This is a genomic window from Affinirhizobium straminoryzae (assembly GCF_007004135.1).
Taxonomy (GTDB): Bacteria; Pseudomonadota; Alphaproteobacteria; order Rhizobiales; family Rhizobiaceae; genus Neorhizobium; species Neorhizobium straminoryzae.
Genome location: NZ_VJMG01000010.1, coordinates 131,581 through 155,085, shown reverse-complemented (window position 1 = coordinate 155,085; position 23,505 = coordinate 131,581). Strand labels below are relative to the sequence as shown.

General features: G+C 63.8%; 21 protein-coding genes. 6 read left to right on the top strand and 15 right to left on the bottom strand.

The window, feature by feature from the left end; genetic code table 11:
- Nucleotides 1-6 precede the first annotated feature (6 nt).
- Entirely contained in the window at nucleotides 7-819 is an 813-nt protein-coding gene (locus tag FNA46_RS04840) for an inositol monophosphatase family protein (protein ID WP_142881204.1), read from the top strand.
- 68 nt (nucleotides 820-887) lie between these two features.
- On the opposite strand, the gene FNA46_RS04835 is transcribed toward FNA46_RS04840, so the two are convergent.
- From FNA46_RS04835 to FNA46_RS04800, 8 genes are all read right to left on the bottom strand, one after another.
- Nucleotides 888-2,330: a M20 family metallopeptidase gene (locus FNA46_RS04835; RefSeq protein WP_142881203.1), complete on the bottom strand. Its 1,443-nt coding sequence runs from the start codon at nucleotides 2,328-2,330 to the stop codon at nucleotides 888-890.
- 114 nt (nucleotides 2,331-2,444) lie between these two features.
- Nucleotides 2,445-3,989, bottom strand: coding sequence for an ABC transporter substrate-binding protein (locus tag FNA46_RS04830; protein ID WP_142881202.1), 1,545 nt, complete (start codon nucleotides 3,987-3,989; stop codon nucleotides 2,445-2,447).
- A gap of 38 nt (nucleotides 3,990-4,027) precedes the next feature.
- A complete protein-coding gene (locus FNA46_RS04825; RefSeq protein ID WP_142881201.1) occupies nucleotides 4,028-4,897 on the bottom strand; it encodes a serine hydrolase in 870 nt (289 codons plus the stop codon).
- A 2-nt stretch (nucleotides 4,898-4,899) separates the two neighbouring features.
- Entirely contained in the window at nucleotides 4,900-6,528 is a 1,629-nt protein-coding gene (locus FNA46_RS04820) for an ABC transporter ATP-binding protein (protein ID WP_142881200.1), read from the bottom strand.
- Nucleotides 6,525-7,343 carry an ABC transporter permease gene (locus tag FNA46_RS04815; protein ID WP_142881199.1) on the bottom strand — a complete coding sequence of 273 codons (819 nt, stop codon included), beginning with the start codon at nucleotides 7,341-7,343 and terminating at the stop codon, nucleotides 6,525-6,527. The genes FNA46_RS04820 and FNA46_RS04815 overlap by 4 nt, the downstream gene beginning before the upstream one ends.
- Complete coding sequence (locus FNA46_RS04810) at nucleotides 7,340-8,284, bottom strand: ABC transporter permease (protein ID WP_142881198.1); 945 nt, start codon at nucleotides 8,282-8,284, stop codon at nucleotides 7,340-7,342. Before FNA46_RS04810 ends, FNA46_RS04815 begins: the two co-directional genes overlap by 4 nt.
- Nucleotides 8,285-8,456: 172 nt before the next feature.
- Nucleotides 8,457-9,371 (bottom strand): LysR family transcriptional regulator, encoded by a 915-nt coding sequence (locus FNA46_RS04805; protein WP_143124059.1) that lies wholly within the window; start codon nucleotides 9,369-9,371, stop codon nucleotides 8,457-8,459.
- 49 nt (nucleotides 9,372-9,420) lie between these two features.
- Complete coding sequence (locus FNA46_RS04800; RefSeq protein ID WP_425468666.1) at nucleotides 9,421-10,326, bottom strand: LysR family transcriptional regulator; 906 nt, start codon at nucleotides 10,324-10,326, stop codon at nucleotides 9,421-9,423.
- A gap of 112 nt (nucleotides 10,327-10,438) precedes the next feature.
- Between FNA46_RS04800 and FNA46_RS04795 the strand changes: the two genes are divergently transcribed.
- Nucleotides 10,439-11,788: an MmgE/PrpD family protein gene (locus tag FNA46_RS04795; protein ID WP_142881196.1), complete on the top strand. Its 1,350-nt coding sequence runs from the start codon at nucleotides 10,439-10,441 to the stop codon at nucleotides 11,786-11,788.
- Between the two features lie 125 nt (nucleotides 11,789-11,913).
- On the opposite strand, the gene FNA46_RS04790 is transcribed toward FNA46_RS04795, so the two are convergent.
- From FNA46_RS04790 to FNA46_RS04760, 7 genes are read right to left on the bottom strand one after another with little or no spacing between them, the layout of a single operon-like run.
- On the bottom strand, nucleotides 11,914-12,486 hold the full coding sequence (locus FNA46_RS04790; RefSeq protein ID WP_142881195.1) for a hypothetical protein: 573 nt from the start codon (nucleotides 12,484-12,486) through the stop codon (nucleotides 11,914-11,916).
- On the bottom strand, nucleotides 12,479-13,189 hold the full coding sequence (locus FNA46_RS04785; RefSeq protein ID WP_142881194.1) for a hypothetical protein: 711 nt from the start codon (nucleotides 13,187-13,189) through the stop codon (nucleotides 12,479-12,481). Before FNA46_RS04785 ends, FNA46_RS04790 begins: the two co-directional genes overlap by 8 nt.
- 28 nt (nucleotides 13,190-13,217) lie before the next feature.
- Entirely contained in the window at nucleotides 13,218-14,207 is a 990-nt protein-coding gene (locus FNA46_RS04780; protein ID WP_142881193.1) for a carbohydrate kinase family protein, read from the bottom strand.
- Nucleotides 14,204-15,250, bottom strand: coding sequence for an ABC transporter ATP-binding protein (locus FNA46_RS04775; protein WP_142881192.1), 1,047 nt, complete (start codon nucleotides 15,248-15,250; stop codon nucleotides 14,204-14,206). The genes FNA46_RS04780 and FNA46_RS04775 overlap by 4 nt, the downstream gene beginning before the upstream one ends.
- A gap of 3 nt (nucleotides 15,251-15,253) precedes the next feature.
- Nucleotides 15,254-16,096 (bottom strand): carbohydrate ABC transporter permease, encoded by an 843-nt coding sequence (locus FNA46_RS04770; RefSeq protein WP_142881191.1) that lies wholly within the window; start codon nucleotides 16,094-16,096, stop codon nucleotides 15,254-15,256.
- Between the two features lies 1 nt (nucleotide 16,097).
- Nucleotides 16,098-17,039 (bottom strand): carbohydrate ABC transporter permease, encoded by a 942-nt coding sequence (locus tag FNA46_RS04765; RefSeq protein WP_142881190.1) that lies wholly within the window; start codon nucleotides 17,037-17,039, stop codon nucleotides 16,098-16,100.
- A gap of 4 nt (nucleotides 17,040-17,043) precedes the next feature.
- Nucleotides 17,044-18,597, bottom strand: a complete 1,554-nt coding sequence (locus FNA46_RS04760) for an ABC transporter substrate-binding protein (RefSeq protein ID WP_142881189.1) — start codon at nucleotides 18,595-18,597, stop codon at nucleotides 17,044-17,046.
- A gap of 219 nt (nucleotides 18,598-18,816) precedes the next feature.
- Between FNA46_RS04760 and FNA46_RS04755 the strand changes: the two genes are divergently transcribed.
- The 4 genes from FNA46_RS04755 to FNA46_RS04740 are packed head-to-tail and all read left to right on the top strand — an operon-like array spanning nucleotide 18,817 to nucleotide 23,503.
- On the top strand, nucleotides 18,817-20,142 hold the full coding sequence (locus FNA46_RS04755; protein WP_142881188.1) for an NAD(P)H-dependent oxidoreductase: 1,326 nt from the start codon (nucleotides 18,817-18,819) through the stop codon (nucleotides 20,140-20,142).
- Nucleotides 20,139-21,137 carry a thiamine pyrophosphate-dependent dehydrogenase E1 component subunit alpha gene (locus FNA46_RS04750; protein ID WP_142881187.1) on the top strand — a complete coding sequence of 333 codons (999 nt, stop codon included), beginning with the start codon at nucleotides 20,139-20,141 and terminating at the stop codon, nucleotides 21,135-21,137. Before FNA46_RS04755 ends, FNA46_RS04750 begins: the two co-directional genes overlap by 4 nt.
- Nucleotide 21,138: 1 nt before the next feature.
- The gene (locus FNA46_RS04745) at nucleotides 21,139-22,152 is read left to right on the top strand and encodes an alpha-ketoacid dehydrogenase subunit beta (protein ID WP_142881186.1); all 1,014 of its coding nucleotides are present in this window, start codon (nucleotides 21,139-21,141) and stop codon (nucleotides 22,150-22,152) included.
- 1 nt (nucleotide 22,153) lies between these two features.
- Entirely contained in the window at nucleotides 22,154-23,503 is a 1,350-nt protein-coding gene (locus FNA46_RS04740) for an acetoin dehydrogenase dihydrolipoyllysine-residue acetyltransferase subunit (protein WP_142881185.1), read from the top strand.
- The last annotated feature ends 2 nt before the right edge of the window (nucleotides 23,504-23,505 follow it).

Genomic DNA, 23,505 nt, shown 5'->3' with positions numbered 1-23,505 from the left:
AGGGACATGACAGGACAGAATGACGGCCTCGAACAACGCTTCGAACGGGCAAGGGCGTTGGCGGTCGAGGCCGGGGCCATGGCGCTCGATTACTTCAACCGGCGCGACAGCCTGGTGATCGAGACGAAGCGCGACCCGCAGGATGTGGTGTCGATTGCCGACCGCAATGTCGAAACGCTTCTGCGTGAGCGTGTGGCTGCCGCCTTTCCGGATGACGGGTTCCTGGGCGAGGAACACGGTTTCAGGGAAGGCCGGTCCGGTTACACCTGGGTGGTGGATCCCATCGATGGAACGGCTCCCTTCGTCAACGGCATGCCGAGCTGGTGTGTCTCCATCGCGGTTCTCCGTGATGGCCTGCCGGTCATCGGCGTGATCCAGGTGCCCTGCATGGACGAACTCTATGCTGCGGCCGAAGGTAAGGGGACGACGCTCAATGGTCAGGTGCTGCGGCTCGATCCCGCGCGCAATCTCCAGAATGCGCTGACGGGGATCGGCTGCAACAACTATGTCACGGCCGAGCGGGTGGGCCGCATCGTGGCGGATCTGATGGAACAGGGCGGCAGCTTCATCCGCAACGGTTCCGGTGCACTGATGCTTGCCTATGTCGCGGCCGGGCGTCTCGTCGGCTACTACGAACCGCACATGCGCGCCTGGGATTGCATGGCGGGTTTCTGCCTGGTGAAGGAAGCCGGTGGCGCGTTCATGCCCTATCCGGCCGAGGGCGAGGAATTGTTTACCGGCAAGCCGGTGCTCGCCAGCAACACCTCCTGCTATGGTGACCTTCTGGCCCTGCACGAGCGGACGGCGGCAACGGTCTGAGGCCGGTGCCCGAAGGGCCGTGTGCTGCGATGCAAGGCCCGGACGCCCGCGACGTCCGGGCTTGTTTTTCAGGCGACATCCGGCTGGATATGGTCCGGGATCGGGCAGACATAGGGTTCCTGGCTGATCTTTTCGGACCATTCCGCCTGGACCTTTGCCAGCAGAGCCGGCGAGGTCAGCAGATCGAGGCCGGTGGTCGCCAGTGCCTTGGCGGCGTGGATCATGGCCTTGTGGGCGCCGGGGCTGCGTCCCTGCGCCACGACCTGCCAGGTATGCGGATTGGTGCCGATGGCCCAGGTCGGAGCCCAGCACTGTGCGGTCGGTGTCACCCGGCTGACGTCGCCGACATCGGTGGAGCCGGCGCGGAAATGCGAGCGACCCTCGAAGTCGCGCAGGCCGAGATGCAGCGGGGTTGATCCGTCGATCTTCTCGTTGGAGAAGACGTCGCGGTCGATCTGGTAGAGCCGGAGACTGCTCCTGATGGCTTCACGCGTGAAGGTTGCCTGGATCCTGCGGGCAAAATCGAGATCGGCCTCATCGAAGGGAACGGGACCAAGCGATACCAGATTGGCGTGGATCGCCGCTTCCAGCGCCAGATTCGGCAGCAGGTTGGTGGCGGCCGTGTCGAACACGATCTCGACTTCCGTTCCGGTCATCATGGCGGCACCCTGCGCCACCTGGTTGACCCGCTCGGCAAGCGCCAGCGCCTGCGACATTTCGGGAGCACGCACCAGATAGAGGACCTCGGCCCTGGCCTGCACGACATTGGCCGCCCGTCCGCCGGCATCGGTGATGGCATAGTGCACCCGGCAATCCTGCGGCATGTGCTCGCGCAGGAAGTTGACGCCGACATTCATCAGTTCGACGGCGTCGAGCGCCGAACGGCCGAGATGGGCTGCATTGGCGGCATGGGCGGCCGTGCCCTTGAACCGGTAGTAATATTCAAGCACGGCGAGATTGTTGGTCGAGCGCACCCCGTTGAAGGGCGCGGGATGCCAGGTGAGCGCGGCATCGACATCGGCGAAGGCGCCGGCGCGCACCATGAAGGTCTTGCCCGAGCCCCCTTCCTCGCCGGGGCAGCCGTAGTAGCGCACGGTTCCCGGCAGCTTGTGTTCGGCGAGATGCCGCGCCAGCGCAATGGCGGCGAGAAGCGATCCGCAGCCGAGAAGATTGTGGCCGCAGCCATGGCCGCTGGCGCCGGGTGTCTGCTCTGCCGGATAGTCCACATCCGGCTCCTGGCTCATGCCCGCCAGTGCATCATATTCACCGAGAAAGGCGATGACCGGCTTGCCCTCGCCGAATTCGCCGATGAAGGCGGTCTTCATGCCGGCAATGTCCTGGCGCACCGTAAAGCCGTTCTGTCTGAGCGCGCCGATCAGCAGGTCGGCGGAGCGGAATTCCTGGAACTTCAGTTCGGCAAAATCCCAGATCCGGTCGCTGAGTGTCACGATGTCGGGCGCCAGACTGTCGATGGATCGGGTCAGCGCGTCGAGGGCGGGCATGTCGGGCATGGTGTATCCTTGGGGAGACGGGATGGCGGGGAGCGTGGAAAGCAGGCTGTTGGCCATCCGGACAGGCGGATGGGTGCCGCCTGACGGTTGCGGCACCCTCATTTTTAGAGAGGCTTACTTGTCGAAGGAGACTTCCCAGAGCCGCGCATTGGACTGCCAGACGGGCTGTCCCTTCAGCGACTTGGCCGCACCCCAGACATCGACCATGTCGTAGAGGAAGATGCCCGGCATATCCTCAAGCATGAGTTCATGGAACTCGTCGAAGATCGCCTGCCGCTTCTTGCCGTCGATTTCCGTGTAGGCGGCCTTCATCAGCGCGATCGCCTTCGGATTGTCCCACATCAGGGAGGCGTTCTTGTCCTTGTCGCCGGTGTAGAAGCTGTACATCAGCGCGGGATCGAGACGCGGGGCCACCGATTGCGAGATGATCTGGTAGTTGCCCGAGCGGCGGCGGTCCACCTGCGTGGCATAGTCCAGCACCTCGATCTGCACGTTGAGGCCAATCTGCTGCAGCATCGCCTGGGCGATGACGGCGGCGGGGAAGCTCGGGACATTGCCGCGCTTGTTGGCGATGATGCTGATCGGTTCGCCCTTGTAGCCGGAGGCCGCCAGTTCCTTCTTGGCGGCTGCCAGATCATGCGGCAGGCGCTTCTTTTGGACATCGCTGAAATAGACCGAGTCCGACGAGACCATCGAGCCGTTCGGCTTGCCGGTTCCGTTTGAAGCGGCGGCCACCAGTTCGTCGAGGTCGAGCGCCATGGCCATGGCGCGGCGAACGCCCGGCTTGCCGAGCACCGGATCGCGGGTCTGAATATAGAACAGGTTCTTGCCGTTGTTCTGGGAGATGATGACCTTGGTCTTATCGCTCTTCTCGAATTCCGGGATGAGATCGGGAGAAATTTCCGCCGTGTCGAGCACGCCCGATTGCAGGCCGGCCTTCACCGTGGAGGCATCCGGAATGACCATGAACTTGATGCCATCCACGAGCGGCCGTTTGGAGCCCACCATGCCATCCGGCTTGCCGTCATTGGCCGGCGAGGCATAGCCGGCAAACTTGCTGAGGTGGATGTATTCGCCCTTCTTCCACGCGTCCCACTGGAAGGGGCCGGTGCCGATCGGCTTGTCGAACGAACCGTCGGCCGCCAGCGATTCCCGCGCAATGATGCCGGTATAGCCGCATTCCGGGCGGGACATCAGGCCGAGGAAGACGGCCGAGGGCTTTTCCAGCGTCATCACCACCGTCGTGGCATCGGTTGCCTGGATGCCGGTCACCTTCACGGTGCCGCTGCCATCGAAGTCCTTGATGCAGGTCCATTTGGTGGCCGGATCCATGTAGCGGTTCCAGTTCCAGACAACCTCGTCGGCGGTGAGGGCCTTGCCATTGTGGAATTTCACGTCCGGGCGCAGCTTGAAAGTGTAGGTCAGGCCATCGGCGGACATGGCAATGCTTTCAGCCAGCAGCGGCTTCACTTCGCCATTGTTGGCATAGCCCACCAGCCCCTCGACGATGTGAAGGATCACGCCGTCGGTATTGCCGTCACGGTTGACGCCGGGATTGTTGCTGCGCAGGTCCGAACTCTGGGCAATGACAATGTCGCGGGCGACGGAGGCCGAGGTCAGCGCCATCAGAATGGTGCCGGCCAGAAGTAAGCTTTTCATGTGTTCTACCCTCTCTGTTGTTCGTTGTTCCGGAAATGTCAGGCGTGAAAGCCGTCCCAGCAGATGCGGGACAGGCGGCCGATGGTTTCGAGCGACAGCGTGTAGCCCGGTGTTCCATCCGCCATTTCCTGGGGCACCGCGTCGGTGAAGGCGGCGATGATGTAGAAGGGCTTTCCGTCGCGGTAGACGATGCCGGCATTCATTCGTCCGCGCTTGCCGGTGCCGCCCTTGTGCGCGACCACGGTGCCGAAGGGCAGGCGCGACGGAATGGCGTAGCGCAGGATCTGGTTTTTCAGCGTCTGCAGGGCATAGGCCGCAAGCTCTGGCGTCACGCCGAGCCGTTCGGCTGCGGCAGCCGAGGTCTGCGCGTCGAGGATCCACTCAAGCAGCAGCATCTGGTCGCGCGCAGTGGTGGTGGTCACCGATTTCAGGGCGTGATCGGGCGACAGGGCAAGCGGCGGGATGAGAAAACGGTGATGCGTACCGCTCATTCCGATCGCCTGGCAGTAGGCGTTCACTTCCTCCAGCGTCAGGCGTTCGAACACCATCTTGGTGCAGACATTGTCGGAGAGCACCATCATGCCGGTGATGGCATCGCGCAGCGAAATCACGATGCCCGGCGTCAGGTAGCGGAACATGCCGCTTGCCACCTCTTCGGCGAAGCGCGCCTCATAGGTAATGCGCTCATCCAGATCGAGCCTGCCATCGCGGACGGCTTTCAGCGCCGCCATCATGATCGATGTCTTGCGGGTGCTGGCGGACGGGGTCTCTTCGTCCGCGCCACGCTCGAAGGTTTCGCCGGTGACAAGATTGCGGATGGCAAAGCGCGTGACGAAGGGGTGCGCGTCGCAGACCACATTCAGCCGTTCGGCCACGGCGGTGTTCTCGATGGTTGTGGTATCGGTCATGGTCAGGTCTCCAGGCGCCACTTCAGGCGGACGCCGCCGGTCTCGTTGAGATCGAGTGCGGGAATGGCCGAGAGCAGGCGACGGGTGTAAGCCTGTTTCGGGGTGTCGAAGATCGTGTCGCGGTCGCCTTCCTCGATGATGCGCCCGTCCTGCATCACCACCACCCGGTCCGCCACCTGTTCGACCACGCCGAGGTCATGACTGATGAACAGGCAGGAAAAGCCGTAGCGTTTCTGCAGGTCGGAAAAGAGCGTCAGCACCTGGGCGCGAACGGTGACGTCAAGCGCCGAGACCGGCTCGTCGGCGATGAGGAAGCGGGGACGACGGGCAATCGCGCGTGCAATCGCCACGCGCTGCCGCTGGCCACCGGACAGTTCGTGCGGATAGCGCAGCGCATAGTCGGCGCCGAGCCCGACTTCCTCCAGCGTCTCATAGGCCCGCTTCCTCTTGGCGGCCCTGTCGATGCCGGGCACCAGACGCAGGGCCTCCTCCACCAGCGAAAGGATCGTCATGCGCGGGTCGAGCGACGAATAGGGATCCTGAAACACCATCTGGCAGTTGAGGCGATAGTCCTGCCAGTCGATATCCCGCCGCCGGCCTTCGAACAGGATCTCGCCGCCGCTTTCCCGCACGAGGCCGGCGATGGTGCGTCCGAGTGTGGTCTTGCCGGAGCCCGAGCCGCCGACCAGCGCCACCACTTCGCCGGCATGAATGTCGATGGAGACCCCATGCAGGGCCCGCTTGGGCGCCCCCTTCTTGAGAAGCGACTTGCGGCCGGGATAGTCCACCACGATGTTGCGCGCCGAGACAACCGGCGCCGAGGCGGTCTCGATCGTTCGCGCCGCACCGCGGATCGGCAGAGAGGAGAGCAGCCTGCGGGTATAGGGGTGCTGCGGCCGCTCCAGGATGTCCTCGGTGCTGCCGGCTTCGACGATCCGGCCCTTTTCCATGACCACGATGCGGCTTGTGTAGCGGGCCACCATCGGCAGGTCATGGCTGATCAGAACCACCGCTGTTCCTTCCGCCTGCGTCAGTTCCACCATCAGTTCCATGACATCGCGCTGCACGACGGCATCGAGCGCCGTGGTCGGTTCGTCGGCGATCAGCAGGGCCGGCTTCAGGAGCATGACGGAAGCGAGCATGATGCGCTGGCGCATGCCGCCGGAAAACTCGTGTGGATAGGCGGTCAGCGCCCCTTCCGGATCGCGGATGCCGACACGGTGCAGCATGGCGAGGATCTTGGTGCGTCGCTCGTCCTGCGTCGCCCGGCTATGCAGGGCAAGACCTTCCTCCAGCTGCCGTCCAATGGTCATGGACGGATTGAGCGAGGTCATTGGTTCCTGGAAGACGAGACCGATTTCGGCGCCGCGCATGCTGCGCAGATCCTTTTCGCTCATGGCGGTCACGTCACGGCCCTTGAAGATGATCTCTCCCGCCGTCTGGCGGATCACCGGCGGCAGCAGCGAGACGAGTGCCCGTGTCGCCAGCGATTTGCCCGAGCCGCTTTCGCCGACGATGCCGAAGATCTCGCCGGGCGCCACGTCGAAGCTGACATCGTTGACGACGGTGGCGCTGCGGCGGGCGATCTCGAGCGAGAGGTTTTTGACGCTGAGAAGCTTTTCCTGTGTCATTTCAAACCTCTCATGCGGGGATCGAGCCTGTCGCGCAGCGCATCGCCGAGCAGATTGATGCCGAGCAGGGTGAGCGCGATGCAGAGGCCGGGAAACAGCCCGAGCCAGACCGCCTGTTCGAGGAAGGGCCGGCCGGCCGCCAGCATGTTGCCCCAGGTCGGTGCCGGCGGCGGTACGCCGAGGCCGAGGAAGCTGAGTGCGCTTTCCGACAGGATGGCCCAGCCGAACATGGAGGTGGCGAGGACGGTGATCGGCGCCAGGCAGTTGGGCAGGATATGCCGCAGCATGGTGTAGATCTCGCCGTTGCCCATCACCCGTGAGGCCTCGATGAACTCCCGTTCGCGCAGCGAAAGCACGGCGCCGCGCACCACACGCGCCATGGAGGGCGTATAGGCAATGCCGAGCGCGAAGATGATGCCGTACTGGTTGGCGCCGAACACGGCGAGCAGGCCAAGCGCCAGCAGGATGCCGGGAAAGGCGAGAAGCGCATTGTTGATGGCCATGATGACGCCATCGATGACGCCACGGGCATAGCCGCTGATCAGGCCGATCAGGGTGCCGGCGATGACCGCGAGGCCGACCGTCAGGCCGCCGATCCAGACACTGGCCTGGGCGCCGATCATCAGGCGGCTCAGCACATCACGCCCGAACTCGTCGGTGCCGAGGAGATGCTGGGCGCCGGGGGCTGCCAGACGCGCGGTGAAGCTGAGCTTCATCGGATCGAAGGGGGTCCAGAACAGGCTGGTGGCTGCGACGATCAGGAGAGCGGCAATCAGGACGCCGCCGATCAGGCCGTTGAGAGAAAAGAACTTCATTCGGCCACCACGCGCGGATCGAAGAGGGGATAAAGCAGGTCGACGATCAGGTTGACGACCACGTAGGACAGGGCGACCAGCAGCAGGCAGCCCTGGATGACCGGGTAGTCCCGCTGGAAGATGCTGTCCACCATCAGCCGGCCAAGGCCCGGGATGGTGAAGACCGTCTCGATGACGGCGATGCCGCCGAGCAGGTTGCCGAGGATCAGGCCGATCATCGTCCAGGTCGGGCCGAAGGCATTCTTGAAGGCGTGCTTCCATAGAACCGCCTGTTCCGAGAGGCCCTTGGCGCGGGCATGGGTAATGTAGTCCAGGCGCAGCACCTCCAGCGTGGAGGCGCGCGCCATGCGGATCAGCACGCCGGATTCGTGGATGACCAGCGTCATGATCGGCAGAACCAGATAGAGCAGTCCGCCCACGATGTTGTCGCCGATCGAGACATAGCCGAGCACCGGCAGCCAGCCCAGTTTCAGGCCGAAGAACAAGAGCAGCAGCAGGCCGAGCCAGAAGGTGGGGATGGACAACAGCACCGTTGCCGTGCCGACAAGGGCAAGGTCGGTGAGGCTGTTCTGCCGCCATGCGGCAATCACGCCGGCGGGAACCGCGATCAGGCTTGCCAGGATGACGGCGACCACCACGATTTCGGCCGACACCATGAAACGCGACAGGACGAGCGGCAGGACCGCTTCCTTGCTGACGATCGAATGGCCGAAATCGCCGCTCAGCACATTGCCGCTCCAGACGAGGAACTGCTGCGGCATGGACTTGTCGAGCCCGAGATCGCTGCGCATGGCGGCGATCTGGTCCGGTGTTGCCATGTCGCCCAGCATCAGGGCGGCCGGATCGCCCGGAATAAAGCGGATCAGCGCAAAGACCGTGACAGCGACGATCACAAGCGTAGGGACCGCCATCAGCAGGCGGTGAAGTATGAAACGTATCATCGGTTCCCCTGAACGCGATTGGCGGGGCCGGATCTGACAAAGTCACCGGCTGTTTATGCCGAGACTATGAAGGCTGATCAAAAATGGCGCAATATTATGCGCTTTTGTCATATGTTGATGCGGATTCCGGGCAGTCTGACCGCCCCTCGCGGCAATCCGCGCGGGCGGTGCTTCAGGTCGCGGAAGTCTGTTGCTGCGAAATGGCGATCTGGCGCTTCAGCGTTTCCATCAGCGCCTTGGCAGCCAGAGAGGAGGAGGTGCCGGAAGGCGTTGCCAGTGCGAAATCCTGGGTCGTGACCGGCACGAAGGGACGTTGCACGATGGGCAGATGGCGATAGAGGTTGGCGAAGAAACTGCTGAGGATCGCCACCCCAAGCCCGTGCGCCACATAGGCGCAGGCCGAACTGTTGGTATGCGTCTCGATCTTGACGTTCTGCTTCACGCCGGCGCGCTGGAAGGTCTGGTCGAGCAGCATGCGGGTCGGCCGCTGGCGTCCGATCAGGATCAGCGGCACACCGCGCAGATCCTTTGGCGTGATCTCCCGGAGGGCGGTGAGCGGATGATCCTCCGGTATCACGCAGACGCCGGTGCCCGTTGCCACGATCTCCATGTCGATGCCGGGCGGCACCTGGTCCTCATGACGGAGGAAGCCGAAATCGATGACCTTCTGCTCCACCAGACGGGCGATGTTCGAGGTCGTTTCGAAGAAGGTTTCGATGCGAACCGTGGGATAATCGCGGGCATAATCGACCAGCATGGCGGGTGCGAAATTTTCCCACATGCTGCTCGGCAGGCCAAGCCGTACGACTTCCGGCCCCTTGGCGCCGCTGCGCAGATCCTCCGCCAGTCCGGAAAACCGGTTCAGCCCGAGAAGAATGGTCTCGGCATCGCGGGCCAGAATATGCGCTTCCGGCGTCGGGATCAGCCGGCCTTTGTCGCGTTCGAACAGCCGGAGCGACAGATCCGTTTCCAGCTGCTGCAGAAGACGGCTGACGCCGGACTGGCTCAGTCCCATGCTTCTGGCGGTGGCAATCGTCGAGCCGGTAGCCAGCAGGGTTTTCAGCACTTCGAGCTGTCGGAAATTGATCATGGAGCGCGCGGACCTTCATGCCATGCCGTCAAGCGGCCTCTGCCTCTCATGCCCATTCGCGCAGATACTGCAACAGGGGCGCCGCAGATTTCGGCAGCGGCTGCCGGTCCGAACTGACGATGGCATAGTCGACGCCAAGCGCCGGCTCCAGCGGCACAAAGGCAAGCGGCAGCGTGGCATATTCCCGCGCCAGCAGCGCGCTGACGATGGCGATGCCCAGTCCCTCCGCCGCAAGCGCGCAGGCGCAGCCGACCGAATGGGCCTCGATTGCCGGCCGCTGGCGCAGCCCCTGCCGGTAGAACAACGCTTCCAGTTCGTGGCGCACGGGCCGCTCGCGGTTCAGCAGGATGAGATCATGCGATTTCAGTTCCGGCACCGTCAGGGCCTGCTGTGCGGCAAGCGGATGATCCCGGTGCATCACGCAGATGTTGCGCGACGGCATGACATGCTCCTCGCGCAGGCCGGCCGTGGGGGAGGGCAGCCGGGTGAAGCCCAGATCCGCCTGGCCATCGGCCACCATACGCTCGATCGCCAGATAGTTGCCGGAGGCGATCTCGATTCGCACCGGACCGTTGTCCGTGAGGAACCGCTTGATCAGGCGCGGCACCAGCGTCACCGAAAGGCTGGCGGGAAAGGCGAGCCGGAGCGGAATCTCCAGCGAACGCCCCTGTTCCAGTTCGCGGGCCGTCACCTTCAGCGCCGTCAGCCGGTCGGAGATCGCCCGGATTTCCGGGCCGAGCTGCAGGCCCTCGCGGGTCATCGACAGCCGGTTCTTGTCGCGCTCGAAGAGGCGCACGCCGAGATAGACTTCCAGCTGGTGCAGAAGACGGCTGGCATTGGATTGCGAAATGCCGAGGTCTGCCGCCGCCGCAATGGTTGAGCCGGTTGCGGCAATCGCATCATAGGTCTGGATGTGCTTCACGCTGATCGTTATGTCGTTGTTCTGCCGCATGCCTGCTTCCTCAAACTGAATAGCACCACCCGCAATCTGCATAAGATTGCGCTGTCGGGCATCGCTCCCCATCAATGCGGCCCGGAACGAAGACTTGCAGGGGTTGGATGGAATGGCAACGGTTCTCGAGTTGATCGCAGCGCAGGTGGTGTCACGCAACACGTTTTCTTCCGTCACGCTGGCGCGGGCACGCGATGCGATCACGGATACGGTGGGCTGCATGCTGGCCGGCGCCGTGGACGCCGCGCCGCAGGCGGTGGCAAGCGCCTTTGCCGGGGACATCGGCGCAGAGGGAGCATCGTCGCTCGTGACCGGCGGCCGCGCATCGCCACCGCTTGCCGCGCTGGTCAATGCCACGGCGGCGCATTGCCTTGATTTCGATGACAACTTCCATCCGGCCCGCGCCCATGCCTCCGCTGTGCTCGTGCCGGCGCTCCTGGCGGTCGCGACGGCCAATGCGTCGATCTCAGGTTATCAGCTCGTTGCGGCCTATCTTGCCGGCCTCGAGGCGCAGGCCTCGGTTGGCTTCGGGGTCAATCCCTCCCACTACAACAGGGGCTGGCACGGCACCTCGACGGTGGGCTGCATCGGGGCCGCGGCCGGGGTTGCCTGCCTGATGGGGCTCGGTGCGGATCGCGTCGCGCAGGCCATGAGCCTGGCAGCCAGCATGGCCGCCGGCCCCAAAGGGCAGTTCGGAACGGCCGCAAAACCCTTTCATGCCGGCATGGCTGCCCGCAATGCGATCGAGGCGGCACTCCTCAGCCGCGCCGGGCTGACCGGCCGGCTGGATATTCTGGAGCGACACCAGGGCTTTCTCGACCTGTTCGGTGGGGATCAGGCGGCCGGCTGGGCGGATTTGCCCCTGGATGGAGCGCATGTCATCGAAACCCGGGGGCTGGTGGCCAAGCTGCATCCCTGCTGCGCCTCCACCCATCGGGCGATCGATGCCGCCCTCGACCTTCAGGCAGAGCACGGCTTCTCGCTTGACGAGGTTATCCGCATCGAGACGAAAGTGGGCCGGTCCGCCCGCGATAATCTCGCCTATCCTGACCCGGCCGACGAGATGCAGGCGCGCTTTTCGATGCAGTACTGCCTCGCGGTTGCCCTGTTGCAGGGCCGATTGTCATTGTCCGACTTCACGCCGGAAGCGGTGTCGAGATCTGCAGTGCGCACGCACATGGCAAAGATTGCCATGGACGCCTATAGTCCCGAGGAAGAGCGCGGTGTCGAGCGTCTGCCACACAAGGTTTCCATCACGCTGCAGGACGGCCGCATTCTGCACGCCGAGAGGCTTCACGCGAAGGGATCGATCGCCTGCCCGCTGACGGATGAGGAAAAGCGGGCCAAGTTCACCGACTGCCTGCGCTGGGCCGGGATCGATGGCGACGACATGCACGGCGTGGTGGCCGGTCTCGGTGATGCTGCCTCCGTCAGAACGGCCATGGAGCAGGTGGCGCGGTAACTGCCGCGCTTCATCTTGCCGATGCAGGCATCATATCCGTCCGCGTGATGGAATTTCGTTCGGGAAAATGGGCACGGTGCCGCCTTGGCGGCGGACGCAATTTCCTCCCGGAGGACCGGCAGGGGCTACAATTGCGCACGAAAAACGTCGGGCATCGACCAGTTCGGTTCGTGGCCGAGAAGCTTTTGCAGGAAGCCGGCCGGGAAGCTGCGGTTCTCCGCCGAATTTTCCTTGAAAGACCACCAGCTTCGAAGATCGTCCACGCTCGGGCTGATATCGACGTCGAGGTTGAATTCCTGCTTCATGGCGGCAGCATGGATCGACAGGCAGAACATCGTGCAGGCATAGCCTTCGGGCCAGAAGGCGCCGGCCGATCCCGTTTCACGGCTCGGCTCCGAGGTTCTGGCAACCGGCAGATCGGAAATCAGTTCGCGCAGCATCAGGCAGGCGGCAAATTCGAAGAAGGCACGGCGCCTCGCCTTGTCGCGCGGGTTCTGCCGGTCGATGGCCTCCAGCCAGCGGACAAAGACATCCGCCAGCGTTTCGTCGTCCACCGCGAAGATGCAGCCGAGATGCCGGCCGGCTGCCTCCGTATGGGCGTGGAAGGCAAGCTTGAACCAGCGGAAACGGCGCACGGCCAGGCGCAGTGGCTGGTTGGTCGGCGGCAGCGCGACCCGGAGAAGGGGCAGGTCAGACATTGACGGCATACCGTTCGAACAGCCGGCGCAGTGCATCGACGTCGCGACTTGCGGAGGCCTGAAGAATGCCATCGGCCAGTGCCTGGGAAAGTTCGCAGGCCGAGAGCAGCGCCATGTCGTGATCTGCGTCCGAGCGATCTGCCAGCAGCCACAGAAGCACCGAAAAACTCGCGAGAACATCCACGTCCGCTGCCTTGAGACGGGTTTCTGCGGTCAGCGTCTCGGCGCGCACCACGCGCAGATCGAGCATGGCCAGAAGCAGAACGGCTGCGGAGGCCTCCGCCGGCTGTCCCGGCGCGGCCGACTGGCGCATGCGCTGGAAGGCCGCGCGTGCGGCGGCCTCGCTGATGAAGGCATTGCGGGCGTGAAGGTGGCGCACGGCCTTCTTCAGGGCCTCATAGGCCACGACGGCAAAAGGCGCATCGCCCTGCGGATGGGCGTTGAATTCGGCAAAGGGCGTGACGGGCGAACCGTTGGACGGAATTACCTTGCCGGCAATCCTGGAGGCCATGCCGTCCAGCCCGCGGGCGAGATCATCGACATCGCCGATCAGCGTTCTGGCAAGCCGTGCCGCCGGTTCCGGCAGGTTTTCCATCGCGCCCACATCCTGCAGGGACTTGCGGCCGCTGCGCAACACGTGGCGCACGCCGCGCAACACCTCCCGCAGCGTGGTCGGATCCGGACGGATGGGCATCAGATTCACAGCATTCACTCCCTTCCCGAGAGGCTTCTTATACCGTGGTGAGAGCCGGCACGAAAGCCTCCAGACCCTGATGCCGTCGTGTCGAACGGATGAACTCCAGGGTGTGTGCGTAATCCCTGACCCCTGCCTGACTGCCGAGCCCGGTGGCGTTCTGTGCCGACGAGGCCTGCGCCAGTTCCACGCACTGTTCCGCCGGCAGGCCCTTGATCAAGCCGGTCGCAAAGCCGCCATTGAAGCAGTCGCCGCAGCCGCAGGTGCATTTTACATCCACCTGGAAGGCCGGCGTATGAAATTCCTGTCCGTCGCGGCTGCAGTAATAGGCGCCGTTTGCCCCGAGCGTCAGGATGATGCAGCCTGCCCCCTGATCCAGCAGGAACCGGGCGAGATCCCGGTTGTCGCTGAGGCCCGAAAGAGCCTGAGCTTCCTCCTCCGAGGGCAGGAAGTAATCGGTATAGGGCAGCAGCTGTGCGACCTTGGGCAAATCGTCGGCCGTCGAGGCAAAGACGTCGAGCGTGGTGATGACGCCCCGCCGCTTTGCCTCCGCCATCACCTCGCGCGTGCGGCCCGTATCGTCCATCCGGTTCATCAGGCCGACGCCGCCGACATGCAGGATGCGGGTATCGAGCAGGCGTTCGAGCTGATCGTCATCGATGAAGAAGCCGTCAGTCGCGCCGCGCTTGTGGAGCGCTGGGCGTGCTCCGTCCGGTCGTGTGGTGACGATGGAGGAAGACGTGGAAAACGTGGGGCAGCGCGCCATCAGCCCGGTATCGATGCCGAAGGATTTCAGCTTCATCAGCACCCAGTCGCCCATGTCGTCTTCCCCGACGCCACCGGCCGCCTGAACGCGCAGCCCGTGCTTGGCCGCGACGATCGAGGCGGAGCCGGCGGCACCCGAGACCGCCATCGTGAAATCCTCGACGAAGTAGGTGCCGCCGCCCGGTGCGATCTGTGTGACGGGCCGGCAGAGCGCATCGAAGGTGTAAAAGCCCATGCAGGAATAATCGAAGCGGGTGGTCATGCAGGCCTCCGGATGCGCTCGCCGTTCTCGGAGAAGAAATAGAGGCGCGACAGATCGAAGCCAATCGAAATGGGCGTGTCGATCGGCGCTCGGAAATCGCGGGCCGCCTTGATCTCCACGGCGCGCTTGCCGGTCTGGACGGTCAGATAGGTGATGTCCCCGGTCGGCTCGACGCCATAGACCATGCCTTGCAGATGTCCGCCGCCGACCGTGCAGTCCTCTGGCCGGATGCCGAGCGTGACGCTGCCGGTGACGGTGCGGGGGCAGGGAACCTCGATGCCTTCGCTCCGGAAGATGCCGTCGCGCGCCTCGCCCGCCAGCAGGTTCATGGGAGGTGATCCGATGAAGCCGGCGACGAAGGTATTGGCCGGGTCGGAATAGATCTCGTCCGGTGTGCCGACCTGCTGGATGATGCCGCGATTCATGATGACGATCCGGTCCGCCAGCGTCATGGCCTCGATCTGATCGTGGGTGACGTAGACGGTGGTGACCTTCAGCTGCCGCTGCATGTGCTTGATCTGCACCCGCATGCTGGCGCGCAGCTTCGCATCGAGGTTGGACAGTGGCTCGTCCATCAGGAAGACCTGCGGCTCGCGCACCACCGCGCGCGCCAGCGCTGCACGCTGCCGCTGGCCGCCCGAAAGCGCGCCTGGTTTGCGATCCAGAAAGGCGCCAAGCTCCACCATCTCGGCCGCCCGGCGGATCAGCCGGTCGTGCTGGTCCGCCGGCACCTTGCGCATGCGCAAGGGGAAGCGGATGTTGTCGTAGATCGACATGTTCGGATAGAGCGCGTAGCCTTGGAAGACCATGGCCACGTCACGGTCGCGGGCGTCGATCTCATTGACCACTTCGCCACCGATGACGATCTGGCCACCGGTCGGATGTTCCAGACCGGCGATCATGCGCATCGTCGTGGTCTTGCCGCAGCCGGAGGGGCCGAGCAGCACGAGGAACTCCTCGTCGGCGATGTCGAGCGACATGTTCTCCACGCCGACAAAGGAGCCGAAGCGCTTGACGATATTGTTGAGCTGAATGGAAGCCATGGTTCAACCTTTCACCGCACCCATCGTCAACCCGCGCGACAGGTGCTTCTGGATCAGGATCACGACGATCAGGATCGGCACGAAGGCGAGGAAGGAGACGAGCGCAATTGCGTTGTAGATGATGCCGTCCGAACCGCCGGTGAAATTCGCCAGCGCAACGGACATGGTGTAGGCCTTCGAGGTGGAGGCGATCAGCAGCGTGAACAGGAATTCGTTGATCGCGAAGATCGCTGCGATGACGGCTGCGGTGATGATGCCGGGAAGGCAGGCGGGGATGATGATTTCCCGAAGGATCGTCAGGTCGCCGGCGCCGTCGGTGCGGGCTGCGTCTTCCAGCTCCTTCGGAATATCCAGCATGTAGCTGCGGATGATCCAGGTCACCAGGCTGAGATTGATGGCGGCATAGACCAGCATCAGCGCCCAGACCGTGTCGAGAAGACCAATGTTCTTGAACAGGAAGAAGATCGGCACGGCGACGATGGCGGGTGCCATCATACGGGTCGAGAGGATGTAGAACCCGATATCCTCGCGGCCCCTGAACTCGTAGCGCGACAGCGCATAGGCGGCGGGGATCGCGAGCACGAGATCGATGACGACCGAGCCGGCGACGGCCACGACGGAATTGCGCAGGTAGCTGGCAATCGGCCAGTCGCTCACCAGCAGACGCCAGGCGTCCAGACTCCAGCTTGGCCAGTAGATCGGGTGTGGCACGATGATTTCCGTGCGCGGACGAAAGCCGATGGTGAGAAACCACAGCATGGGCGCCAGACACACGATCGCCCAGGAGCCGAGGATCAGATAGCGAAGCCACAGGCGTTCGCTTCGGTCACGACGAACGGAGGCCATCTCAGCTCCTCCCCGAGCGGAAGGCCCGCTTCACGAGTGTCTGGGCAATCAGGATCGTCATCGCCAGCATCAGCACGGAGGCGGCGGAGGCATAGCCGAAATTGAACATGCGGAAGCCCTGGCGATAGATGAAGAAGCTCATGGTCTCCGTCGCGCCGCCGGGCGAGCCCTGCGTCATGATGTAGACATTGGTGAACATGGTGGTGATATCGATGCCGCGCAGCGTGACGGCCACCACGATGACCGGCCGCATCATCGGCAGCGAGATGTTCCAGAAGATTGCCGGCCAGGAGGCACCATCCAGCCGCGCAGCCTCTTCGATTTCCTGGTCCTGGCCCTGCAGGGCCGCGACGAAGATGATGAACAGGAACGGCGTCCACTGCCAGACATCGGCGACGATCAGCGTCAGCCGCGCCAGCCAGACCGAGGCCAGCCAGTCGACATTGCCGTGGGTGAGCCCGATCGTCATCAGGAGGTCGGAGATCACGCGCCCGTCGTTGAAGGCAAGCTTCCACATGAAGGCAACCGCCGAGGGCATGAACAGCATCGGCATCAGATAGATGATCCGCCAGCCACGGATGAGGGGATCGCGATAGGCAAAATAGGCGAGCGCCAGCGCAATCACCGTCTGCAGGCCGAGCGACAGGCCGCCGACAATGATCGTATTCCACAGCGCCGCCCAGAACTCGGCGTCCTGCAGGATGCGCTCGTAATTATCGAGGCCGGCCCAGGTCCATTTCACGAAGCGGACCACGAACAGGCTCTGGTAGATTGCAAAGATACCGGGATAGAGGGTGATGGCCAGCAGGTAGAGAACGGCTGGCGCGACCAGGAGGTAGGGGAAGGCGCTGCGCATCCGCGGCGAGCGGCGGCGCAACGTCCCGGTGGACGGACGGGCGGTGGCTGGTGCCACCGCCTTGATGCTGTGTGCGGAGCTTGCCATCGGCTTAGAACGGCAGAGCCTTGCCGGCGCCCACATACATGCCCGGAGCGACATCCGCATAGGCGACCGGTCCCTTGCCGCCCTTGAAGCCGTTCTTCTCCATGATGCGCTTCCAGGCAGCCTCGCCGTTTTCCAGCGCCTGCTTGGCGGAGATCTGACCCGTGGCGGCACGGTTGATCTCGTTGCCGAGTGCCTGCTCCATCTCGAACATGCCGGGCAGGCGCGGTGCGCACCAGGCGTGTTCGAGGCTGTCGGCCCACACCTTGGCCGGCTGGCTGACGGCGCGCAGGCGCGGATTGGCGAGAACGGAGCGGTAGCCCGGGGCGACGCCGTTGGCATTGGCTTCGTTCATGGCCATGATCGAGGCCGTCGTCAGGAAGGCCAGCATCAGGAAGGCGCCCTCCGGATTCTGCGAGGTCGCCGCCACGCAGGAGGTGGAACCGGCAATGTTCGGCGGCGCAAACACGCCGCCCTTGATGCGCGGCTCGTAGATGGTGACGAAGTCATCGACGATCTTGGACTGATCCGGACGCATGGCCTGCGTGCCGCTGTCCTGCCAGCTGATGTTGGCGGCCACCTGTCCGCCGAGCCAGGCGGCGCGGTTTTCGCCCCAGCCGGCACCGGCCACGCCTTCGATGGCATTCTTCTGGAGCGCCATGATGATGTCCATGGCCTTCATGCCTGCATCGCTGTTCAGCGTGGGGTTCCACTGCTCATCGAACAGTTTCAGGCCCGCCTGCGCGGCGATATGCTCCCAGGTATAGGTGGCCCAGAAACCACGTGCCAGCATGAGGCCGACGCCCGAAACGCCGCCGCCGAGCTTGTTGGCTTCGCCCGTGATGCGGATCAGTTCGTCGTAGGTCGGCACGGAGTTGGCGAGGTCGATCTTGCCGCCCAGGATCTTCTCCATCGATGATTTGCGCAGATGCACCATCTGCACGTCACAGTCGAAGGGGATGCCGACCAGCTTGCCGCCGAAATAACCGTAGTTCAGGCGATAGGTGTCGTAGAAATCATCCAGCGGCAGCTTCCACTTGGCGGCGTAGTCATCGAGTTCCGCCAGGAAGCCCGGGCCGGCGAAATCGCCAAGCCAGGGCGAGAAGAACTGCAGCGCATCGAAGGAGGCATTGCCGGAAATGAATTCGGCCACCGCCTTGTCGTAGAAGCTGTCATCCGGGATCGGAACGAGTTCCACCTTGATGCCGGAGAGCTGCTCGAACGGCTTCAGCCCTTCGGCCGCGGATTCCTGGTCGGCCGCGCCGATGGCAAAGCGGACCGTCTTGCCCGCCTGTTCGGAACGAACCTTCTCCCAGTCCACGGCGCGGATCCAGTCCTTGGCCGGATCCCACAGCGGATCATTGGTCATGTTGTAGAGCTTGCGGTAATCGGCCCGCACATAGCCTTCGACGGAGATGCCGTCCAGAATGGACTTGACGTCCGGCAGCGCTGTCTTTGCCAGCGCTGGCATGGCGAGCCCCCCAAAGCCGGCGGTGACGCCTGCCGCCGCCGTTGCACGCAAAAAGCCGCGGCGCGAGACCGCTGCGAATTCCTTACCCATGTCGTCCTCCCGGTGTGATTTCCTGTGCAGGAACATCGCTGCGCCACTCCTCTGGTCAGCGATTGATATGAACATAAATTTCACTTTCAGAACATGTGTTCATTATGTTTGCGTGTCAATCGAGAAAAAGTGCTGCGCTGCAGCATCAAAGATTGAGAACTTTGTGTTGACATAAATAACAAATGTACGCAATCAATGGCGCACCGAGGAGGATATGCCATGCCAACGAATGTTGCCCTAACCGGGCTTGCCCGCGACCTGTCGGCGCGGGCCCATACTGGAAAACCCGTCCGGATCGGCCTTGTCGGGGCCGGGGAAATGGGAACCGATATTGTCAGCCGCGTCGCGCATATGCAGGGCATTGCGGTCGGCGCGATCAGCGAGGTGCGCCCGGGTGCTGCGGAACGGTCGGTCCAGATCGCCTATGGAACGGATGATCGTTCGCGGAAGGTGACGAGCGTTGACGCTGCCAATGCCGCCATGGAGGCGGGGCTGGTCGCGGTGACCGAAGACGTGAATGTGCTGCTGAATACCGGCTTGATCGACGTGGTTGTCGATGCCACCGGCATCCCCGCCGTCGGCGCCAAGGTGGGTCTTGCCGCCATGCAGGCGGGCAAGCATCTGGTGATGATGAATGTCGAGGCCGACGTGACGATCGGCGCCTATCTGCGCGCAGAAGCCGAAAAGCTCGGTGTCGTCTATTCGCTCGGCGCAGGCGACGAGCCGTCGAGCTGCATGGAGCTGATCGAATTCGTCAGTGCCATGGGCCACCGCATCATTTCTGCCGGCAAGGGCAAGAACAATCCACTGAACGTTGATGCCACGCCAGACCTCTATGCCGACGAGGCGCGCCGTCGCAACATGAACCCGCGCATGCTGGTGGAGTTCGTCGACGGATCGAAGACGATGGTGGAAATGGCGGCGATTGCCAATGCCACCGGTCTTCTGCCGGACAAGCCCGGCATGCATGGTCCCGCATGCTCGCGTGAAGAACTGAACAAGGTTCTGGTGCCGCAGTCGGCCGGCGGTGTCCTGTCCTCCAGCGAAGGCTGCGTCGATTTCTCGATCGGCAAGGGTGTCGCGCCCGGTGTTTTCGTCGTTGCGGAAATGGAACATCCCCGTATTCGCGAGCGCATGGAAGATCTGAAAATGGGGCAGGGGCCCTACTTCACCTTCTTCCGGCCCTATCATCTCACATCGCTCGAAGTGCCGCTCACCTGCGCGCGTGCCGTGCTCTACGGCAAGGCTGATATGGTGCCGCTCTCGCGCCCGGTCGCGGAAGTCTGCGCGGTCGCAAAGCGCGATCTCCTGCCGGGTGAAACGCTCGACCAGATCGGCGAGTATTGCTACCGCGCCTGGATCATGACTGCGACAGATGCCCGCCTGGCCAATGCCGTGCCCTGCGGTCTGCTGGCCGGTGCGCGCACGACGGCGCCGGTGCGCAAGGGCGAACTGCTGACCTCCCTCAATACGGCCGTTCCCGCCGACAGTCCGATTGCGATCCTGCGCGCACGGCAGGATGCGATGCTGGAGAGCCTGCAATGAGCACCACAGACAATCGACCCTTCGCCATTCGCACCTATTCACCGGCGCAGTTGAAGCAGGCGCTGAAGCGCATGTATCTCGTCCGGCGTTTCGAGGAAGGGGCCGAGCAAAGCTACATGCGCGGCCTCATCCACGGCACGATGCATCTTTCGATCGGGCAGGAGGCGAGCGCCGTTGCAAGCTGCATCGAACTGACCGATGCCGACAAGATCACCTCCAACCATCGCGGTCACGGCCACTGCATTGCCAAGGGTGCGGATGTGGCACGCATGTTCGCGGAGTTCTTCGGCAAGGAAACCGGCTATTGCCACGGCCGCGGCGGCTCCATGCACATTGCCGATGTTCAAACCGGCAATCTCGGAGCGAACGGCATCGTCGGCGGCGGGCTCCCCATCGCCGTGGGGGCGGCCCTTTCCGCCAAGCGGCTGGGCCGCAAGGATGTGACGCTGTGCTTCTTCGGAGATGGTGCCAATAATGAAGGCGCCTTCCATGAGGCCCTCAACATGGCGGCGATCTGGACGCTGCCGGTCGTTTTCATTTGCGAAAACAACAAATATGGCATGTCGACCTCCGTCGAGAGATCAACGGCGGTGCGCCGCATTTCCGAGCGCGCCGCCGCCTATTCAATGCCGGGCGTCACGGTGGACGGCAATGATTTTTCGGCCGTGGCGGAGGCCGTGCATCATGCCATTGCCCGCGCGCGGGCCGGCGAAGGCCCAAGCCTTGTCGAGAACCTCACCTATCGCTGGCGCGGCCATTCGAAATCGGATCGCAACCGCTATCGCACCAAGGAAGAGATCGAGGCCTGGATGGCGCGCGACCCGATCGCCCGTTTCCAGGCGGAACTGATCGCCCACGGCGTGCTTGATGAGGCCGAAGCGATTGCCATTGCCGAGGCCGCCGTCAGCGACGTCGAGCAGGGCATTGAATTTGCAAGGGGCAGTGCTGCCCCGGCAATCGGCGAAGTGACCCGCTATGTATATGCAGAGGCCTGACATGGACGTGACGGCACAGGAAACCTCCACCCGGACCTTGTCCTATTCCGAAGCGATCCGCGAGGCCATGGCGCTTGCCATGGAAGCGGACCCCACCGTCATCCTGATGGGTGAGGATATCGGCGTCTATGGCGGCGCCTTCCAGGTGACACTGGATCTGGTCGATCGCTTCGGCCCGGACCGGGTGATGGATACGCCGATCTCCGAACTCGGCGGCGCAGGTGTTGCCGTCGGTGCGGCGCTGACGGGATTGAAGCCCATCTTCGAGTTCCAGTTTTCCGATTTCGCGACGCTGGCGATGGAGCAGATCGTCAATCAGGCAGCCAAGCTGCGCTACATGCTGGGCGGCGAGGCGTCGGTGCCGGTGGTGTTTCGCATGCCGGCCGGCTCCGGGACGGGCGCTGCTGCCCAGCACAGCCAGAGCCTCGAAGCCTGGTTCGGCCACGTGCCGGGCCTGAAGGTCATCCAGCCTTCGACGCCCGAGGATGCCAAGGGCATGCTTCTGGCAGCGCTTGCCGATCCCGATCCCGTGCTCGTGTTCGAGCACAAGCTTCTCTACAAGATGAAGGGCGAGGTGCCGGCGGGATACTACACCACCCCGATCGGCAAGGCGGCCGTTCGCCGTGCCGGCAGCGACCTGACGATCGTGGCCGCCTCGATCATGGTGCATCGTGCTCTCGAAGCCGCCGAGCAGTTGGCAGGTGAGGGCGTGAGCGCCGAGGTGATCGACCTGCGCTCGATCCGTCCGATCGATCACGAGACGATCGTCGCCTCCGTGCGCAAGACCGGGCGTCTGCTGATCGTCTATGAAGGCGTGAAAAGCTACGGCATCGGTGCGGAAATAAGCGCCATGGTAGCCGAAAGCGATGCCTTCGATTTCCTGGATGCCCCGATCCTGCGTCTCGGCGGCGCCGAGGCACCCATTCCCTACAATCCCGATCTGGAGCGGGCTGCGGTGCCGCAGGTCGATACGATCCTTGCTGCCGCGCGGCGCCTGGCGCGCCGGGAGGTCTGACATGCCGGTGGAAGTGATCCTGCCCAAGGTCGACATGGACATGACCCATGGCACGCTGGCCACCTGGCATGTGAAGCCGGGTGACATGGTCCAGAAGGGAGCAGCCCTTTTCGACATCGAGACCGACAAGGCCGCGATGGAAGTCGAGGCTCCGGCGACCGGACGCCTTCAGCATGTGCTGGCCGAGCCAGGCACGAAGGTGCCGGTCGGCTCCGTCATTGCCTGGCTTTATGCGGAAGGTGAGACCGTCGATACGCTCCCGCCTGTTCCTGCACCGGGCGACGTGCCGGCAGAGGCTGCCGTTCCCGATGCCCCGGCACTCGGAGGAACCGAACAGGCCCCCTATGCTGTGCCTCCGCAAGGCATGGCGGGTCACGCCAGCCCCATGCCCGGAGGGTCTCTCCTGCGGGCAACGCCTGCTGCCCGCCACGCGGCGCGGACGGCTGGCCTTGATCTTTCGGATGTGGCCGGCAGCGGTCCGCGCGGCCGTATCCAGAAGCAGGATGTGGACGATCTGCTGGCTCGCGAGCGCGACGTGGCCCCACCGCGACCGGTTTCCGGCTGGGTGGCGGATAGCGGTCCGCTGGCGGTGACCCGACGCCCGGGCCGCGATGCGCCGCTGGTCCTGATCCATGGTTTTGCGGCCGACAGCACCGGCTGGCTGCCACTGGAAAAGGCGCTTCTGCCCGGCCGGGCCCTGATCCGCATCGATCTTCCCGGACATGGCCGGTCGCCAAAGCGGAAGATCCGGGACTTCGCGCATCTGGCGCGCATGGTGCTTGAGGCCTTTGATGAGGCAACGCGCGGTCTCGACGGGGTGCATCTTCTGGGGCACTCGCTTGGCGGCGCCGTTGCTGCGGCGATTGCCGATATCCGTTCATCGCGTGTCCTGAGCCTCACTGCCATGGCACCTGCCGGGCTCGGACCCGATATCAACGGGGAAATGCTCGCGGGAATTGCGCGTGCCACCCGCGTCGAAAGCCTGTCTCCCTGGCTGCGCCAGCTTGCCGGCAATGCCGAGCTGATCGGCGATGACTATGCAAAGGCCGCCATGCGGGGCCGTGCCGATCCGGGCCTGCGAAGCTGCCAGATGGAGATGGCCGAGGTGCTTTTCCCGGATGGCGTGCAGGCATTTGATCTCAGACCTGCCTTTGCACGGCTTTCCATGCCGGCCAGCATCGTCTGGGGTCGTCGCGACCAGGTGACGCCTTTCCGTCATGCCTTGAGCATCGAGGCTGATTTTGCGCTTCATTTCCTGCACGGCATCGGGCATATCCCTCACTTCGAATGCCCGGAACGCGTGGCAAGGATCGTCGAAAGACAATTTGCAGCTGTCGAAGCTCCGGGTTGAGA